Origin of the sequence: Imperialibacter sp. EC-SDR9 (assembly GCF_902498805.1) — a bacterium.
In the GTDB taxonomy this organism is placed as follows: Bacteria; Bacteroidota; Bacteroidia; order Cytophagales; family Cyclobacteriaceae; genus Imperialibacter.
Genome location: NZ_LR701574.1, coordinates 290344 through 307752, shown reverse-complemented (window position 1 = coordinate 307752; position 17409 = coordinate 290344). Strand labels below are relative to the sequence as shown.

At 46.6% G+C, this 17409-nt stretch carries 13 protein-coding genes; 7 read left to right on the top strand and 6 right to left on the bottom strand.

What is annotated here, in order from left to right; translation table 11 throughout:
- Positions 1–231: 231 nt before the first annotated feature.
- Positions 232–597: a hypothetical protein gene (locus GC130_RS02630; protein WP_151996701.1), complete on the top strand. Its 366-nt coding sequence runs from the start codon at positions 232–234 to the stop codon at positions 595–597.
- 51 nt (positions 598–648) lie between these two features.
- Complete coding sequence (locus GC130_RS02625) at positions 649–4818, top strand: hybrid sensor histidine kinase/response regulator (protein WP_151996700.1); 4170 nt, start codon at positions 649–651, stop codon at positions 4816–4818.
- 194 nt (positions 4819–5012) lie between these two features.
- Here the strand turns inward: GC130_RS02625 and GC130_RS02620 are convergent, their stop codons facing one another.
- Positions 5013–6500, bottom strand: a complete 1488-nt coding sequence (locus GC130_RS02620) for a Na+/H+ antiporter NhaC family protein (RefSeq protein WP_151996699.1) — start codon at positions 6498–6500, stop codon at positions 5013–5015.
- Positions 6501–6635: 135 nt separating this feature from the next.
- On the opposite strand from GC130_RS02620, the gene GC130_RS02615 reads away from it, so the two are divergent.
- Positions 6636–7832, top strand: coding sequence for a C40 family peptidase (locus GC130_RS02615; RefSeq protein WP_151996698.1), 1197 nt, complete (start codon positions 6636–6638; stop codon positions 7830–7832).
- 58 nt (positions 7833–7890) lie between these two features.
- On the opposite strand, the gene GC130_RS28510 is transcribed toward GC130_RS02615, so the two are convergent.
- Positions 7891–8055, bottom strand: coding sequence for a hypothetical protein (locus GC130_RS28510; RefSeq protein ID WP_193217739.1), 165 nt, complete (start codon positions 8053–8055; stop codon positions 7891–7893).
- Positions 8056–8166: 111 nt separating this feature from the next.
- A complete protein-coding gene (gene ppgK / locus GC130_RS02610) occupies positions 8167–8907 on the bottom strand; it encodes a polyphosphate--glucose phosphotransferase (RefSeq protein WP_151996697.1) in 741 nt (246 codons plus the stop codon).
- Between the two features lie 129 nt (positions 8908–9036).
- Between ppgK and GC130_RS02605 the strand changes: the two genes are divergently transcribed.
- Together GC130_RS02605 and GC130_RS02600 are read left to right on the top strand one after the other, a co-directional pair.
- Positions 9037–9369, top strand: coding sequence for a PadR family transcriptional regulator (locus GC130_RS02605; RefSeq protein ID WP_151996696.1), 333 nt, complete (start codon positions 9037–9039; stop codon positions 9367–9369).
- Positions 9366–12026, top strand: a complete 2661-nt coding sequence (locus tag GC130_RS02600; protein ID WP_151996695.1) for an ABC transporter permease — start codon at positions 9366–9368, stop codon at positions 12024–12026. Before GC130_RS02605 ends, GC130_RS02600 begins: the two co-directional genes overlap by 4 nt.
- A gap of 20 nt (positions 12027–12046) precedes the next feature.
- Here the strand turns inward: GC130_RS02600 and GC130_RS02595 are convergent, their stop codons facing one another.
- Both GC130_RS02595 and GC130_RS02590 read right to left on the bottom strand, forming a co-directional pair.
- On the bottom strand, positions 12047–12298 hold the full coding sequence (locus GC130_RS02595; RefSeq protein WP_151996694.1) for a glutaredoxin family protein: 252 nt from the start codon (positions 12296–12298) through the stop codon (positions 12047–12049).
- The gene (locus GC130_RS02590; RefSeq protein ID WP_151996693.1) at positions 12295–13467 is read right to left on the bottom strand and encodes a cation:proton antiporter; all 1173 of its coding nucleotides are present in this window, start codon (positions 13465–13467) and stop codon (positions 12295–12297) included. The genes GC130_RS02595 and GC130_RS02590 overlap by 4 nt, the downstream gene beginning before the upstream one ends.
- A 294-nt stretch (positions 13468–13761) precedes the next feature.
- Between GC130_RS02590 and nagB the strand changes: the two genes are divergently transcribed.
- Positions 13762–15726: a glucosamine-6-phosphate deaminase gene (gene nagB, locus GC130_RS02585; protein WP_151996692.1), complete on the top strand. Its 1965-nt coding sequence runs from the start codon at positions 13762–13764 to the stop codon at positions 15724–15726.
- Between the two features lie 31 nt (positions 15727–15757).
- Positions 15758–16708 (top strand): nitrilase family protein, encoded by a 951-nt coding sequence (locus GC130_RS02580; RefSeq protein ID WP_151996691.1) that lies wholly within the window; start codon positions 15758–15760, stop codon positions 16706–16708.
- A 30-nt stretch (positions 16709–16738) separates the two neighbouring features.
- On the opposite strand, the gene GC130_RS02575 is transcribed toward GC130_RS02580, so the two are convergent.
- On the bottom strand, positions 16739–17314 hold the full coding sequence (locus GC130_RS02575) for a 2'-5' RNA ligase family protein (RefSeq protein ID WP_151996690.1): 576 nt from the start codon (positions 17312–17314) through the stop codon (positions 16739–16741).
- Between the last annotated feature and the right edge of the window lie 95 nt (positions 17315–17409).

Genomic DNA, 17409 nt, shown 5'->3' with positions numbered 1-17409 from the left:
ACGCTAATCGTGCCCAAATCCCTTGTATTTTACTGATACTCTGCAATTTTTCCTATAACGGCGATTTAACTACGGATGTAAGAAACTCCAGACTAAACCCAAAATTGCCCGTTGAGGTGCCCGTAAATTTACATTTATATAAGTTGGACATAATCAGATGAATCAGATGCTAAAGCTTTTTTGTCTCAGTGTGCCAGCTTCAAATAGTATGACGTTCTTAAATTAAATGATATGAATACAGCAGTAACTCTCGAACAGCCAAAGCCACTGAATATCGATTTCTCCATTTACACCGACGATGATCAGGAGTTTAAAAAAGAACTATGTCTTCTCCTTGTTGACAATGTTAAAGAGCTTCATGCTGCATTGCAGGAATCAGTGCAAGCTGGAAACCTGGCAACTTTCTCTGCAACTTGCCATAAAGTTGCGGTAAGCATCGATATGATTGACGATCACCACGTCAATACCTTAATTGAGAAGGTCAAGGACGCATTTTACGCCCAGCATCCACTGCTGATCGCCCAGTATACATCCAGGCTGAGCGCCGCCCTTCTTCAATTGGTCATAGACATCGAAGCTGAGATCGCCATGAGATAGCCGCAATCTACTGCGAGAACATTGACCAGAAATTTTACCCAACACTCTCTTATGAAAAACCTTGCAGACATCCGGAAACAGCGCATTGCTGCGGTCTTATTGTCAATTCTTTTGTTACTAGCACTTGTTTTTACCGTTGCGGCCCAAAATCAGCGCCTGAAGTTCGAACATTTCGGATCCGACAATGGCCTTTCACACAGTCACGTTATTTCCATTTTGCAAGATAGCCGGGGGTTTCTCTGGTTTGGTACCCGTGATGGACTCAATAAGTACGACGGTTACAAGTTTACCGTGTACACCGAAGAGCCTGACGACAGCACGACGATTGGAAGCAACTACATTCAACAGTTGGTTGAAGACAGCCAGGGTAATATTTGGGTAGCAACCTGGGGAGGCGGTTTAAGTAAGTACGACCGGCGAAAGGGTAGGTTTTATCGGTTCAAATATAGCGCCGCAGACTCTACCAGCATCAGCAGCAATCTGGTAAAGACGCTTGCGATCGATAAGGATGATAATCTTTGGCTCGGCATGGAAAATGGCACTCTTGACTTTTTTGACAATACCACCCTAACGTTTACACATTTCGCTCACATTCCAGGCGACTCTACAAGCCTGGGCGGATCGACTGTCGAAGCCGTAATGGTTGATAGCCAGGACAGGGTATGGGTGGGAACCTATGCCCACGGCCTCTATTTGCTGAACCCCAACGGAAAATCTTTCATAAAGTTTATGCATGATCCGGCCAATCCCAACTCCCTTGCAAGCAACTCTGTTCGGGTACTCATGGAAGATGAGAAGGGAAACATCTGGATCGGGGCTATAGAGGGTGGGCTCAACCTGATGAAAGAGCATGAAACTGGTTTTAGAAAAGTGAATTCACCAGGAGACTTAGTAACAGAAAGCATATATGCATTGGAGGAAGATGCCGACGGAAATATCTGGATTGGTCTTGAAAACGGCGGTGTGTCTGTGTACGACCCAAAGGGCCATACTTTTGTAAATCATATAGAAAATGATAGTCAGTTTAGCCTGACGAGCAATTCTGTATGGAGTATCATTGAAGACTCAAAGGGAACGATTTGGATCGGTACATTCAATGGGGGAATTAATTACATCGACAACGACTTCAATAAATTTAACCACTTTCAGTACAACCCGTCTGCCAATAGCCTCAGCAGCGACAAGGTATTATGTATGATGGAAGATGCTGACGGGCTTGTTTGGATAGGTACGGATGGAGGCGGTGCCAATCTTTTCGATCCGGCTACGGGCAATTTCACACACTACCGCCATGACAGCAGCAACCCCAACAGCTTATGCGGCGACTATGTGTTAACCATTATGGAAGACCACGAAGGCAAGCTTTGGTTTGGCACCTGGGCCGACGGCCTGACAGTCTACGACCGTATCACAAATAAGTTTACCCACTATAAAAATGATCCTACCAAACCTGGAAGCCTCAAAAGCAACAACGTTTGGCGAATATATGAAGACAAAAAAGGAAATATTTGGGTGGGCACATTCGGCGGAGGAGTCAGCGTTTTTCAAAGAGAAAAGGGAAGTTTTCGAAATTATCTTAACAACCCTGAAGTTTCAACCAGTTTGTCCTCCAATAATGTTACGTCTTTTCTTGAAGATAGCCGGGGAGATTTCTGGATAGGCACGCAGGGTGGTGGACTCAACAAGTTCAACCCAGCCACAGATAATTTTACGGTATTCAAAGAAGGACAAGGCCCTGGGTCGATAAGCAACAACGTTATTTATAACGTGTTGGAAGATTCCAGCGGCAACATACTGCTGAGTACCAATAATGGCCTCAATATTCTCGATAAACAGACAAATACTTTCAGCGCTCTTCAGGTAAGGGACGGGCTGCTTAATAATATTGTCGCCGGTGTCTTAGAAGACAGCGATCATAACCTGTGGATCGGAACTGATAAAGGACTGTCTAAATTTGACAGAGCAAACAAAACATTCAAAAATTACACATCCAATGATGGCCTGCTCAAAGGAGAGTTCAAAGACCATGCATTTTTAAAAGCTACCTCAGGAGCGATGTACTTTGGGGGCAACGATGGCTTCAATCAATTCGTGCCTGACAGTATTATTGATACTGCCTTTGATCCTCCCATTGCAATCACCAGCTTCAAAGTGTTCAATGAGGAGCTAGCCGTCAGCACCGATAGTTTGTCAGATGAGGGCTTAAAAATAAGCATCGGTGAGGCCACGGAGGTTTTCCTCCGTCACGACCAGACAGTTTTTAGTATCGAGTTTGCTTCGTTGAATTTCACGAAACCGTCTCGAAAGCGGTATATGTACATGTTGGAGGGCTTTGATGAGGACTGGATCGAGATTGGTGAAAAAAATGCCGTTACGTACACCAATCTAGATCCCGCCGACTATGTTTTCCGGGTTCGGGGTCTTGACAACGAAGGTCACTGGTCTCAAAATGAGGCATCCCTTGCAATATCGATATCGCCGCCATTTTGGCTTACATGGTGGTTCAAAGTATTTTCCAGCTTCGCTGTGGCAGGGCTTCTGGTAGGTTACTACCGAATTAAGATGGGAAGAGTAAAAAGTCAGAAATTCAGACTCGAAAAGCAGGTAGAGGAAAGAACCAAACAGCTGGAGAAATCCACGAATCAGGAGCGGCAGGCAAGGTTGGAAGCAGAAAAAGCCAATAAAGCTAAAAGTGTGTTTCTGGCAACGATGAGTCACGAAATACGAACGCCATTGAATGGGGTGTTGGGAATGGCCTCTCTTTTGGCAGAAACCCCACTTGACGACGAACAAAAGGAATACTCCGAAACGATCAAAATTTGCGGTGAAGGCCTGTTGAATGTTATCAACGATATTCTCGATTTCTCGAAAATTGAGTCGGGTAATATCGAGCTCGAAGAAAAGGACTTTGATCTGAGAAACTGCATCGAAGAAGTGCTGGACATGTTCGCCAACAGAGCGACTGTCGCCGGGCTTGACCTCATCTACCAGATTGGCTACAACGTGCCTACGCAAGTAGTGGGGGATAGTCACCGCTTGAAACAAGTATTGGTAAACCTTGTTAGTAATGCCATCAAATTCACCAAAGACGGGGAAATTTTCGTCAATGTAAAACTGGGCCATGGCTCGAATGGAACGCTGGGGTTGCAAATTGACGTGAGCGATACAGGCATAGGAATTCAGGAAGATAAGATTGAACGCCTCTTTAAGCCATTTTCACAGGTCGATAGCTCAACTACCCGTGAGTATGGGGGAACTGGTCTTGGGCTGGTGATCTGCGAAAGACTTGTTGGGCTGATGGGCGGAAAAATTGAAGTGCAAAGCACTCCTGGCATTGGTACGGTATTTTCCTTCAACATAGTTGTTGGCATCAGCCAGCAGGCGCTGCGAACCTACGTGCATTTCAATGTTGCAGGTTTGGAGGGAAAGAAGGTGCTTGTAATTGATGACAATTCAACGAATTTGAAAATTTTGAGTAATCAGCTTGAGCTATGGAAGTTGGCTGCTTCAGTCGCTACTTCGGGTAGCGAAGCCCTGGAACTGGTGAAACGAGAAGGTGCTTTCGACCTCATTATCACAGACATGCACATGCCGGAAATGGACGGCGTGACGCTGGCAAAAGGCCTGAAAAAGCTGCATAAGGATACGCCCATTATCCTCTTGAGTTCCCTGGGCAACGATCATCACAAGACATACACCGATCTGTTTGCCGCAGTACTCACGAAGCCAGTTCGTCAAAGTGAGCTTTATAAGGCGATTATCGACCAGCTAAAGGGGAAAACGCATAAACCAAAAGAGGAGCCAGCAACATCTAAACAGTTGAACGCAGAGTTTTCGAAAAAGCACGCACTCAAAGTGCTAATTGCCGAGGACAATCTGGTCAATCAAAAACTAGCCGAGAGAGTGCTGAGCAAGCTGGGGTACAGTCCGGTAATCGTTCAAAATGGACAGGACGCCGTGGATGCTGTTCGCAGCGGCGGCTTTGACCTTGTGTTTATGGACGTGCAGATGCCTGTGCTCGATGGCCTTGAGGCCACCAAACAAATACGGGCCTTACCTGGCGACCAGCCGGTTATTGTGGCCATGACTGCAAACGCCATGCAGGGCGACAGCGACATTTGCATTGCTGCGGGCATGGACGACTATATTAGCAAGCCGATAAAGGTAGAAGAACTCGTTGTGTTGCTAAGGAAAGTGTCGACTACGAGTGTAACAGCCTGATAACGCCGATTAGAATGTATTTGCCTTTTCCTGCCTTGCCTGATACCTTTTTCCAGCTTTAGAAGCTTAGCATTGACATCGTTGTAGAGCAAGCCGCCATGGTAGTAAACTAGCTTGTCTATCGCCAATTTCTCAAGCTCGCCAACCGATGCAAGTGCTGCTGGCATGTCCAGGGTGAATTGGGGAGTATGCCACTAAAGCGTCACAAAACCCACAATCAGGTACAGCACTACTGTAATGCCGCCAGCTAACAGGGCATACGGCATCTGGGTTCGCACATGGTCGATGTGGTCAGAAGCAGATGCCATAGACGAAATCATGGTCGTGTCGGAAATGGGAGAGCAGTGGTCGCCAAACACACCGCCACCCAGTGCAGCGGCAATGGCCACGTGAGGATCGGTGCCAAACGACTGCGCCATGGGCACAGCAATGGAGATCATGATGGCAAAAGTGCCCCAAGAGGTGCCTGTCGAAAAAGCAATGAAGCAGCTCACTGCGAACACAATGGCCGGCACCAGCGCAGGCGACAACCAGCTTTTTGTTACCTCAGCCACATAAAACCCAGTCCCTAATGTCTTACAAAGGCTTCCAATGGCAAAAGCCAACACCATGAGCAGTGCCATGGAGATCATGCCGCTCATGCCTTTTAGCGTCAGGTTAATCATCTCTTTTCCAGTCATGATGCCCTGCAAGCCATACATGGTGGCCGCCACAGCCAGCGATGTGATCACGGCATAAGTAACGGAAGCGGAGCCGGAGCCACCACCTATGGCCTCAAAGACGGCGTCAAACATACCGGGCTGCTGCGACCAGTTTACGCTACTCCAACCGGTATAAACCAGAAAAACGGGCATCGTTAGCACCATGGTGGCGATTGGTACCAACATGTTGATGGCCCGCTGGGGTTTGCCTTCAATGGGCGCTATGATGGTGATTTCTTCTGATATCATCGGCGTGGCACCATCTGCAATTACCTTGCCTTCCACACGAGCCCTGGTTTCGGCCTTTTTCATCGGCCCGAAATCTTTGTTGGTAATGATGATCCAAAAGAGAAAAGCAACGGCCAGCAATGGATAAAAGTTAAACGGTAGCGAGGCAAAAAGTGTAGAAAAAGGCCGATCAAAGCCTTGCATAAGAAGCAAGCCCATGATATAGGCTCCCCAGGCATTGAACGGAATCAAAATGCATGACGGCGCTGAGCTGGAGTCACATATGTAGGCCAGTTTTTCTCTGGAAATCTTTAGCTGATCAAAGAGTGGTCTATACAATGTGCCTGTAGTAAGCACTGAAATATTGGACTCCACGAAAATGAGCATCCCCGTAATGCCCGCCAGCAGCCTTACATACAGGCCCTTTTTTTCTGCATTGTCCTTGTGGGCGCTCTCCATTTTTTTGTTCACATACACAATGAAGCCCTCCACACCGCCAGACCGCTGTATGAAGGCAATCAGGGCACCGATAAACAAGGTGAATATCACCGTTCTGGTGTTTCCGTCGTCTTTGAACACGTCCACCATCGCCTGCACAGTATTCAGCGACCCTATGAAAGGATTCCATCCCGCCAGAATGACGTAGCCCAGCCAAATGCCTATGATAAGCGCAACAAACACCTGCTTGGTGCGGATAGCGAGAAAAATGGCGATAACAGGAGGGAGGAGCGAAAGAAAGCCGTAGTGATCCATGTATTGAATTAATCGTAGTCAGCTAAAACTACTAAATGATTTTATAAAAATTGTGGCTGAAATGATTAATGCGTAAAATCGTTTTTGAATTCAACTGGAAGAGCCAGTCTAGCCATTGAAAGACCGTCGAAAACTATGACAAAGTACATCAAGCCATTCATAATAATAGTAGGGCTGTCTGCGTACCTGGCAGGTTGCGAACAAGCCAGCAAAGATCAGAAAGAACCCATTGCAGATGAAGAAATAGCTAAGCTCAGGCTGCAATTTGCTCCAGATAAACGGGTGGCTTTGTTTCAGGTAGCATCACGAAATGAAGGATCAAAGGTCGTATTAACTGGTGAAACAAATATACCGGAGGCAAAAGCAGCACTGCTTGATTCGTTAAAAGACCATGGCCTGACTGTCACCGACAGCATTGAGTTGTTGCCATCGTCGGCATTGGAAGGAAAAATTTATGGATTGGTCAATAACTCTGTCGCTAATATCCGTTCGGATCCTCGCCACTCCGGTGAATTGGCCACTCAGGCGCTTTTGGGCACTCCCCTGAACGTGCTGAAGCAAAGTGGGGAATGGTACCTGGTGCAAACGCCCGACAAGTATATTTCATGGGTAGACCATGGTGGCCTTGTTGTGCTTGATAAGGCTGGTTTCGAAACCTGGAAAAGCGCCGAAAAAATCATTTACACCCGAGTGGCCGGATTCTCATACATAGCTGGCAGCGAAACTGCTCAGCCGGTTTCGGACCTTGCAATGGGTTGCGTGCTGGAGCTGGTGGGCGAAGAGAAAGATTTCTATCAGGTGAAATATCCCGATGGACGAGAGGCATTTGTTAATAAGAAGGAAGCGAAGCCCGTCGAAGGCTGGCTGGCACAGGCAAACCCCACAGGCGATAATTTGACAAATATTGCTTTTCAACTGATGGGCGCTCCCTATCTATGGGGTGGCACATCCACGAAAGGAATGGATTGCAGTGGCTTTACCAAGACAGTGTACTTCATGAATGGACTGGTGATTCCACGTGACGCTTCGCAGCAGGTGCATGCCGGGCAGCCGGTTCAATCGGAGCAGCCATTTGATCAATTGGAAGTAGGCGATTTGTTGTTTTTTGGAACACCAGCTACTCCGGAGAAAAACGAACGGGTAGTACACGTGGGGATGTGGATTGGTGACAAAAAGTTCATCCATGCGTCAGGCCAGGTGCGGGTCAGCAGCGTTGACCCCGGCAACGAGCTTTACGACGAATACAATGTCAATCGTTTTTTGAGGGCCCGAAGGTATGCGCCTAACTTTGAGGGAAGTATTCTTGAAATGAAAAATGAAGTCCTTTTCTAATGCAAACGGTTGGCTTAGGCACTTAAACCATGGCATCTAAAATAATTATCCTCCAGGGTTATGAAACGGTCACTGTGTACCTTTTTTCGCCCTTCTTTTTCTCTGTCTGATGGTTGACTGAATACCTGACAGGTTTTTCCTCAAACCTAATGAGGCCTTTTCTTTGGTGAAAAAACCTTGCGGCATCACTAATGGGTGATTTCGGTGCAGTTATCTCGCTCATTATTTATCTGGTTTATGGTGTCTACGTGGTAAAATTACCACGAGGCTCTCAACCAGAAAATGAGATCGGTCAACAGGCGAAAAAGACTTTTGTCAGTTTTTTTGACAAGTGTCAGGTCAATTCTTTTTTTGCAGCGAGGGCTGCTCCAATAATACCGGCATTATTCCTGAGCTTCGCAGGCACCACCTTGGTGTCAAGATCCAGGTACCTGAAAAATTCCTTGTGTTTTTTGGAGATGCCGCCGCCCACGACAATCAGATCGGGCCACAGCAGAAATTCGAGCCTTTTGAGGTATTCATTGAATCTTTTGCCCCAAACTTCCCAGTCAAGCTCTTGCTTTTCCTTCACACTGGCAGATGCATAGTGCTCACCGAAGGTGTTGTTCACCATGATATACCCCAGCTCGGTATTGGGAAAAAGCCTTTTCTTGTAGAAGATGGAGGTGCCTATGCCCGTTCCTGCAGCCACCATGATTACGGATCCTTTTTCCTTTTTGCCAGCGCCAAACTTCACTTCGGCTAATCCAGCGGCATCCACATCGTTGATAAGGTGGGTAGGGCAGCCTGTAGCCATTTCGAAGGCTTTACCAGCATTGAGGCCAATCCACTTTTCGTCGATATTGGAGGCGGTCATCACAATTTCTTTCTTGATGGCAGCCGGGAAACCAATGCCAATGATGCCTTTCCAGTCAAAATGTTCAACAATGGCTTTAACGGTCGCAATCATTGCGTCTGGTGTGGCTGGGGAGGGTGTAGGGATTCTGAACCGATCTTCCATGAAGGAGCCTGTTCTTGTATCCACGGGAGCTGCTTTCATGCCTGTGCCACCAATATCAATGCCTAAAACCACCATTGTACTCTGTTTAAAGGATGTTTCCGCTAAGCTATAATATCTCTTTCTATATAAAAATTATTCTTTTGCTCTCTTTTGTAGAACAAATATCCCCTTACCTTCGTATTAGTTCTACAAAATAGAGTGACTATGAAAGGCGACGTATTGGGTGAGTTTGAAGAAATCATCTTGTTGATAGTAGGGGTGCTTGGCCAGGATGCCTATGGATTGGGTATCAGAGACGAGCTTGAAAAGCAAACAGGGCGCAGTGCTGCTATTGGTGCAGTGCACGCCACGCTCAACAGGCTGCAAGAAAAGGGATACGTGGAGTCTGGTATGACAGAAGGAACGCAAGAGCGGGGAGGAAGACGAAAAAGGGTTTTTCAAATGACTGGTTTGGGAAAAAAGGCACTGATTGAGTCAAAGGATGTGCGGGTCAATTTGTGGAGCCAGGTGCCTGATTTGAATATTGGAAAAGTATGAACAATTCATCTCCAGACATCGGAAGACCACCCATTTGGGCCGACAGGTTACTGGAATTCTTCTGTAAAGGTGAGTTGCTGGAAGAGGTGCAGGGTGATCTTGCCGAGTACTATTTCAGAATATATCAGCAGAAAGGAAAGAGGAAGGCGGGTATCGTCTATTGGTACCATGTGATCAACTTCCTGCGCCCTTTTGCATTAAAAAAGCTAAAGTCAAACTCAAATACAACAACAATGATTCGTTTCAACCTAATGATTGCTCTCAGGAACCTGAACCGCTACCGGTTCTATTCTTTCCTGAACATCTCCGGCCTCGCCATAGGGTTGGCAAGCTGCCTTTTTATCATGCTTTTTGTGATGGATGAGCTCAGTTATGACAAGTTCCATCCCGACTATAAAAGGATATACAGGGTGGCGTCAGACCTGAGATTTGGCAACAACCAATTCGATTTTCCTGTCACGCCTGCTCCCATGGCAGAGTCATTTTTGAAGGACTTCCCTGAGATTGAAATCGCCGGCAAAATGCGAACCTACGGTACTGGCCTCGTTAAAAAAGGAGATGCTTTCTATAAACAAAAGAACATATTTTATGCTTCGCAGGGGCTGCTGGATATTTTTCGGTTTTCCACAGTATATGGCTCCCTGGCGAATGCTATTACCGAACCCAATACTATTGTATTGTCTCATTCTTCTGCTAAAAAGATATTCGGCGATATGAACCCCGTTGGGGAGAGCGTTAAGATAGATGAACGGTTAACCGTAGAGGTTTCCGGCGTGTATGAGGATCTGCCTGAAAACAGCCATTTTCATCCGGAGCTCTTAATTTCGATAGAAAACGACCGGGGCAATGACAATGTTTGGCTGGGCAATAACTACTACACCTATTTTTTGCTGAATGCCCAGAATGACGAAACAGGCCTTGAAGCGAAATTTGCCTCGGTGTATGAAAAGTATTTTGCTCCGCAGCTCAAGGAAATGGTGGGTGTGGACTTTAAGGAGATGATGGCAAGTGGCGATCATATCAACTATTACCTTCAGCCAGTGGCCGACATTCATCTTAATTCTCATTTGGCCGTTGAAGTGGAAGCCAATGGAAGCATGGAATATGTTTACATTTTCAGCGCCATTGCTTTGTTTATTTTGGTCATTGCTTGCATCAATTTCATGAACCTGTCTACAGCAAGAGCCGCCATGAGAGCCAAGGAGGTGGGAGTCAAAAAGGTGCTCGGATCGGTGCGTGGGCAGCTCATCAGCCAATTTCTTACAGAATCTATTCTGTTCGCTTTTCTGGCTTCCGTGGTTGCTGTTCTTCTCGTGGTATTGCTGCTGCCGCTTTTCAACAGTTTCAGCGGAAAAGAAGTCGGGCACATCCTACTCGATCGGCCAATTGTTTGGGTTTATCTCGTTGCCGCTGTGTTTGGCATTGGTGTATTGGCCGGGCTTTATCCAGCCTTTTACCTGTCGAAGTATCAGCCGACTGCGGTTTTGAAAGGCACTTACCAGGCGGGTAGCAGGGCTAGCTGGTTTCGAAACGTGCTGGTGGTTTTTCAATTCGCCACTTCGTTGTTCCTTATTATCGGGTCACTTACGGTGTACAGTCAATTGAATTACACTCAAAACCGGGACCTGGGCTTCGACAGGGAACAGGTAATAATACTTGAAAATGTTGGCAATCTAGGAGACAAGAGCAAAGTGCTCAGGAACGAGCTAGCCAAGAATGCTTCTGTTGTGAATACCTCTATATCCTCTTTTTATCCTCTGAGCGACTTCCGCTCCGACCAGCCGTTTCTCCCCGAGGGCACAACCAGCATTGAAGAATCAGTTTCGTGCCAGGTATGGTCTGTTGATTTTGACTACCTAAAGACCTTTGAAATGGAGGTTCTCAGCGGGCGGGACTTCGATATCCAAATGCCAAGTGATTCTTCCGGGGTTGTAATCAATGAGACGGCTGCGAAAAGGTTTGGGATTGACCAGGCACATGGCCAAAAAATCAAGGTGCTTGGTGAGTTCGGCATACAAGGCAAAAAGGAATTCACCGTTCTCGGTGTGGTAAAAGATTTTCATTTCGAGTCGTTGAGAAACAATGTAGTGCCTGTTTTACTATTCATCACAAAATACTCGGCTGACCACATGGCTGTCAGACTAAAGACTGACAACCTTTCCAGGACCCTGGCTGACCTGGAAGAAACATGGAGTCAGGTGGCCGGGGGCATTCCTTTCGAATATCAGTTCCTGAACCAGTCGTTCGAAGCAAAGTACCGGTCGGAGAGCCAGCTAGGCACTATCTTCGCCGTTTTTTCAGGGCTAGCCATCTTTATAGGCTGCCTGGGGCTTTTTGGACTCTCGGCCTACACTGCCGAAAGAAGAAAGAAGGAGCTTGGTATTCGCAAAGTGCTGGGTGCTGAGGTGTTCTCGCTGGTGAGGCTGCTCTTCACCGAATTTTCTATCCTCCTGGTGATAGCCATAATTGTTGCCATTCCATTAGCCTGGTATGCGATGAACCTTTGGCTGGACGATTTTGCTTACAGAGTTGGCTTGAGCCTGGGCACTTTCTTTGTGTCCAGCCTGATAGTCATCCTTGTTGGGTTGGTCACTGTCAGCTTTCAATCCTTCAAGGCTGCCAGGTCAAATCCGGTTGACAATCTGAAATACGAATAGCAAGCCAGACAGGTAAGCGGTCAGACCAACTTGTTCCTTTTTAAGCTCTCCCGTAGTTTTTCTATGGGAGGGTTTTTCATTTTGTCGTCACCCACCACAACCATCGGGAATTTGACCAGCCCTCCGTTCATCGCCTTCACTTCCTCCATCGCCTTGTCGTCTTTTTCGATGTCCAGAAATTCGAAGTCCACCCACTCACTTTGAAGATAATTACGAAACCCTGATGTTTTGGGGCACCAATCGGCACCATAAAGTTTTGGTTTTTCGCTCATGCAGAAGCTGGTTTAGCAAAAATGTTAGAGAGCCTGTCGGCATTTTGAATGACCAGTGGAGTGATAGCCATTGTTATGATAGCAACCGGAATGAAAACTTTAAAGTTCGTTTCTGAAATCAACCCCTGATTGAACCCAGCTTTCACAAGGATAAACGAAAACTCCCCAACCTGCATGATCATAAGAGAGGAAATGATTGCAGTCTTCGTGGGTACCTGCAGCGACTTTCCAGCAAAAAAGCCACCGAAAAACTTAAGGATAAGAACGAGAAATACTCCCATCATCACAAGCAGTGGACTTTCAAAAAATATGCGATAGTCGAGGAGCATGCCAAGCGAAATAAAGAAGAAGCTGATAAAGACATACCTGAATGGCAAAAAGCAGCTAATGGCCAGTTTATTATAGTCGGTTTCAGCCACAATCAAACCCGCAATAAATGCTCCCAGTGCCAGCGAAAGTCCAAGGTAGGAAGTGATCGTGGTTATCATGCAAACAATAAAGATGGTGGCAATCAGAAACACCTCCTGGCTTTTAGTTTTCATCACAATCACTAAAAACGGTGGAATAAGGTATCGGGCCGCCAGCACAGCACCTGCCAAAAGTGCCGCAAGTTTCAGTACCAGGATGGCTATGTCCATGACCCAATCGCTACTCTGCCCCGACAGGATAGGAACCAAAAGCATCATGGGAACGATAGCAATGTCTTGAAACAACAGAATGGCAAGGATCAGCTTGCCGTGGCTTGTAGGAATTTCTATTCTGTCCTGGAGCTGCTTGATCACTATTGCAGTGCTGCTGCAAGTGACAATAAACCCAAGGAATACTGCCTGATTCCATGAAACACCAAAGAGCCTGGAGAGAAGCGTTGAAAGCAGAATTGTGAATATCACTTGAAGCGTGCCTCCCACTAGCACATATTTTTTAATCTTCAACAGGTTCTTGATGGAAAACTCGAGCCCAACCGAAAAAAGAAGTAGAATGACACCAATTTCCGCAAATACTTCCACCTCGGTAGCACCATTTAAGATACCGAAGGTGGTGGGGCTTACAATGATTCCTGTGAGAAGAAAACCAACGAGGTAGGGGATTCTAAAATAATTACATACAAGTACAACCAGGATAGTTATACCGAAAATGATGCCTATAGTAAGTAAAATAGGAAGATGCATAAGGGAACTGGGTTGGTCGTATGCTTTTAGCTAAAATTTCATGAAATTTCCAACAATAGCAAAAATCAATCACAGAAGTAGTAATTTGAAAGGCTCACACCTGGGAAATGGACATAAAAGGATACGCCCATCGGAGAAGGCAGTGCTGGAGCGGGATTGAAGGGTTGCTCTTAGGGCCAACGACTGTAGAAGCCCCCGAAGATTGAAAAAAAAACAAAAAATGCTTTAAAATAGCTTTGTGTGCGCACACATTTTTTATACCTTGCAACAGATTTGGAAACAAACGACACCAAGATGACAACAAAAACCGCCAAAGGATACGACTTCGTCGCTGTGCCTGACATCAGAACAGTAGATAAAAAGGAACTGACACGTTTTGAGAGGATTCCCACAGAGATTTTGCCTACCAGTCAGCTGGCTTCGCTGACCGTGGCCAGGGAAATTGCTGAGCTGATCAAGTCCAAAGCTGCCAAAGGAGAAAAGTGTGCGCTGGGACTTGCCACCGGTTCCACACCAACGCAGGTATACAACCAGTTGGTAAGAATGCATAAGGAAGAGGGGCTCAGCTTCAAAAATGTGATCACATTCAACCTGGATGAGTACTTTCCTATGCAACCAAATGAGTTGCAGAGCTATGTGCGGTTCATGAAGGAGTACCTGTTTGACCATGTGGACATAGACATGGCCAACGTAAATATACCTGACGGCACCGTAGCCAAAGAAAACGTTTACGAATACTGCCGGAACTATGAGGCGAAAATTGACAGCGTAGGGGGCATTGACCTTCAGCTTTTGGGCATTGGCCGCACAGGTCACATCGGTTTCAACGAGCCAGGTTCTTCAATAACCTCTCCAACAAGAATGATCACCCTTGACCACATCACAAGGGTGGATGCTGCAAGTGACTTTTTTGCGCAGGAAAACGTTCCACGCCACGCCATCACCATGGGTGTAGGCACTATCATGAAAGCCAAAAAGATTATTCTGATGGCCTGGGGCGAAGGGAAAGCCAAAGTTATAGCAAGAACAATTGAGGGCGAAGTTTCGGAGCAGGTACCTGCTACTTACCTCCAGCGTCATTCAAACACCCAATTTTATCTCGACATTTCTGCTTCAGCAGAGCTCACAAGAGTGAAAACCCCATGGCTGGTGGGTGAGGTCACCTGGGATGATTACTTATCGAAGAAGGCCATTATCTGGCTTTGCCAGAAGATGGAAAAGCCGGTACTCAAGCTCACCGACAGAGATTATGCAGAACATGGCATGAGCGATCTGGTCACGGAGCATGGCCCCGCCTACCAGATCAACATCAGGTTGTTCAACGAGCTGCAGCACACTATTACAGGGTGGCCGGGCGGCAAGCCCAATGCCGACGATACACATCGTCCGGAAAGGGCAACGCCAGCTACCAAACGTGCCATTATCTTCAGTCCTCACCCCGACGATGATGTAATCAGCATGGGCGGTACGTTTATCAGGCTGGTCGACCAGGGACATGAGGTTCATGTAGCTTACCAGACATCCGGCAATATTGCTGTGTTCGACGATGATGTGGTTCGTTTTGCCGACTTCTTCCGTGACTTGAGGAAGGAATTTGGCTACACCAACCCTCAGGAAACAGATCTTTACAAAGGTGTGAAGGAGGCGTTGAAGAAAAAGAAGCCAGGGGAAGTAGACACCGCTGAGGTAATGAAGATAAAGGCTTTGATCAGGCGCTCAGAGGCCAAAGCGGGTGCCAGGTATGTTGGCATTCCTGATGAGCAAATGCACTTTCTGGACATGCCGTTCTACGAAACAGGTAAAGTAAGAAAGAAACCCATTGGCGAAGACGACATTAAGCTCATCATGGACTTGCTTGAAAAGGTGAAGCCTCACCAGATCTACGCAGCGGGTGACTTGTCGGATCCACACGGCACACACAGGGTATGTCTTGATGCCATCATTCAGGCCGTTGACAGAATGAAGGGTGAGAAATGGATGGATGACTGCAGGGTTTGGCTCTACAGAGGTGCGTGGCAGGAATGGGAGATTGAGAACATCGACATGGCTGTGCCTATTAGCCCTGACGAACTCATGAGGAAGCGAAAGGCCATCTTCAAACACCAGTCGCAGAAGGACGCTGCCGTGTTCCCTGGCAACGACGCCAGAGAGTTTTGGCAACGGGCTGAAGACAGAAACCACGACACCGCCAGGATTTACGACTTACTTGGCCTGGCTGAGTATGAAGCCATTGAAGCATTCAGAAGGTATTATTTTTAACGAAAGGGGGCGCTAAGCCCCTTTATTTTTTATGGAAAAGAAGCCAATTAAGATTGCAGTTGCCCAATTCCAACCTAAGGATGGCGACAAAGCTTACAACCTCTCGGTCATTGACAAGCTCGCCAAAGCAGCCGCCAACAGGGGTGCTGACGTCATCAGCTTTCATGAAATGTCGGTGACAGCCTACACATTTTTCAAGAACCTTTCAAAGGATGACGTATTTGCCCTGGCTGAGTCGGTTCCAGATGGCCCGGCCTGTCAGCAGTTGATAAGCATCTCCAGAAAACACAATATAGCAGTGTTGGCTGGCCTTGTGGAGCTAGACGGAGACAAAGTATACAACACCTATGTGTGTGCAACAAAAGATGGTGTGATAGCCAGGTTCCGTAAGCTTCATCCATTTATTAGTGAGTACCTGAGTCCCGGCAACGAATATGTTGTTTTCGACCTGCTGGGCTGGAAATGTGGCATTTTGATTTGCTACGACAACAATGTGGTCGAGAATGTGAGAGCCACGGCACTGCTGGGGGCTGAAATCATCTTTGCGCCACACGTAACTATGTGTACACCGTCGGCTATGCCCGGCCGGGGCTATGTTGACGACGCTCTATGGCAAAAGAGAGACACCGATCCTGTGCCGCTTCGCATGGAGTTTGATGGTCCGAAAGGAAGGGCCTGGCTGCTCCGCTGGCTACCGGCAAGGGCTTATGACAATGGTGTGTACTACGTTTTCACAAACCCTATTGGCTACGACGGGGAGCACCTGAAAAATGGCAATTCCCTTATTCTTGATCCTTATGGAGAAATTCTGACAGAAATAAAAAGCTTTGACGATGAGGTAACTGTGGCTACCATTACCCCAGAAAAACTGACATTAGCTGGTGGCTACCGCTATAGAAAGGCAAGAAGGCCCGCACTGTATAAAGACATTATTGGGAGAGAGCACGAATCGAGCACTCAGCCAACCTGGTTGAAACCATAATATTGCCGGGCTCTGACTAGCTGACTGTTTTTAATTGCTTGCCAGCATGATTTCCCGGTAGGGTCCCCATTTCAAAGGGTCTTCCTTTTGTTGTTTTCTTTTCAGAACAACCAGCCGGTCGCAGGTAAACGATTTTTGGAAACGCAGGCTCTTTATGTCGTCCCAGGCCTTTTCAAACAAATCGACAGGAATTGTCCTTCCCAGCGTAATATGTGGGTCGTAGCTGTGCCTTCTCAGCTTGAAAAAATTGGCCAGCCATTTTTGCAGGTAAACAATGCTGTCTTTTTTCTCAATATTCACGTAAAGCGTTCTGCTTTTTTGGCCATGTGAATAATAGTCGAAGCCATTTACGTTTACCTCAAACGACGGCATCCAGCTAATATTCATTAGTTCCAGCATGTGGTCCATTTGATCGGTAGTGGAAATGTTAAAAAGTGAAATATGAGGTGTGGAGTGGTGTCCGGCATACCTGCTTCCCATGGTATTAAAAAGCCTTTCCTTTAATTCAACAACATCTTTTTCTATTTCCTTCAAGTGGATCAGAAACAAGTACTCAAATAATTGCTGACTCCTTTGGGCTGGGAATAAGGAAGAACTTTCGCTCATCTGGATCAAATTTTAGTCCTGGATTTCATATTAGTAAAAAGAAACGATTTAATTCGCCATAAGTTTACAGATCATAGTTTTTCGAACACAATTGG

Excerpts from the sequence above, each read along its gene's own strand:
- GC130_RS02630 (WP_151996701.1), top strand. The coding sequence starts at position 232 with ATGAATACAGCAGTAACTCTCGAACAGCCAAAGCCACTGAATATCGAT.
- GC130_RS02625 (WP_151996700.1), top strand. The coding sequence starts at position 649 with ATGAAAAACCTTGCAGACATCCGGAAACAGCGCATTGCTGCGGTCTTA.
- GC130_RS02620 (WP_151996699.1), bottom strand. The coding sequence starts at position 6,500 with ATGGATCACTACGGCTTTCTTTCGCTCCTCCCTCCTGTTATCGCCATT.
- GC130_RS02615 (WP_151996698.1), top strand. The coding sequence starts at position 6,636 with ATGACAAAGTACATCAAGCCATTCATAATAATAGTAGGGCTGTCTGCG.
- GC130_RS28510 (WP_193217739.1), bottom strand. The coding sequence starts at position 8,055 with ATGAGCGAGATAACTGCACCGAAATCACCCATTAGTGATGCCGCAAGG.
- ppgK (WP_151996697.1), bottom strand. The coding sequence starts at position 8,907 with ATGGTGGTTTTAGGCATTGATATTGGTGGCACAGGCATGAAAGCAGCT.
- GC130_RS02605 (WP_151996696.1), top strand. The coding sequence starts at position 9,037 with ATGAAAGGCGACGTATTGGGTGAGTTTGAAGAAATCATCTTGTTGATA.
- GC130_RS02600 (WP_151996695.1), top strand. The coding sequence starts at position 9,366 with ATGAACAATTCATCTCCAGACATCGGAAGACCACCCATTTGGGCCGAC.
- GC130_RS02595 (WP_151996694.1), bottom strand. The coding sequence starts at position 12,298 with ATGAGCGAAAAACCAAAACTTTATGGTGCCGATTGGTGCCCCAAAACA.
- GC130_RS02590 (WP_151996693.1), bottom strand. The coding sequence starts at position 13,467 with ATGCATCTTCCTATTTTACTTACTATAGGCATCATTTTCGGTATAACT.
- nagB (WP_151996692.1), top strand. The coding sequence starts at position 13,762 with ATGACAACAAAAACCGCCAAAGGATACGACTTCGTCGCTGTGCCTGAC.
- GC130_RS02580 (WP_151996691.1), top strand. The coding sequence starts at position 15,758 with ATGGAAAAGAAGCCAATTAAGATTGCAGTTGCCCAATTCCAACCTAAG.
- GC130_RS02575 (WP_151996690.1), bottom strand. The coding sequence starts at position 17,314 with ATGAGCGAAAGTTCTTCCTTATTCCCAGCCCAAAGGAGTCAGCAATTA.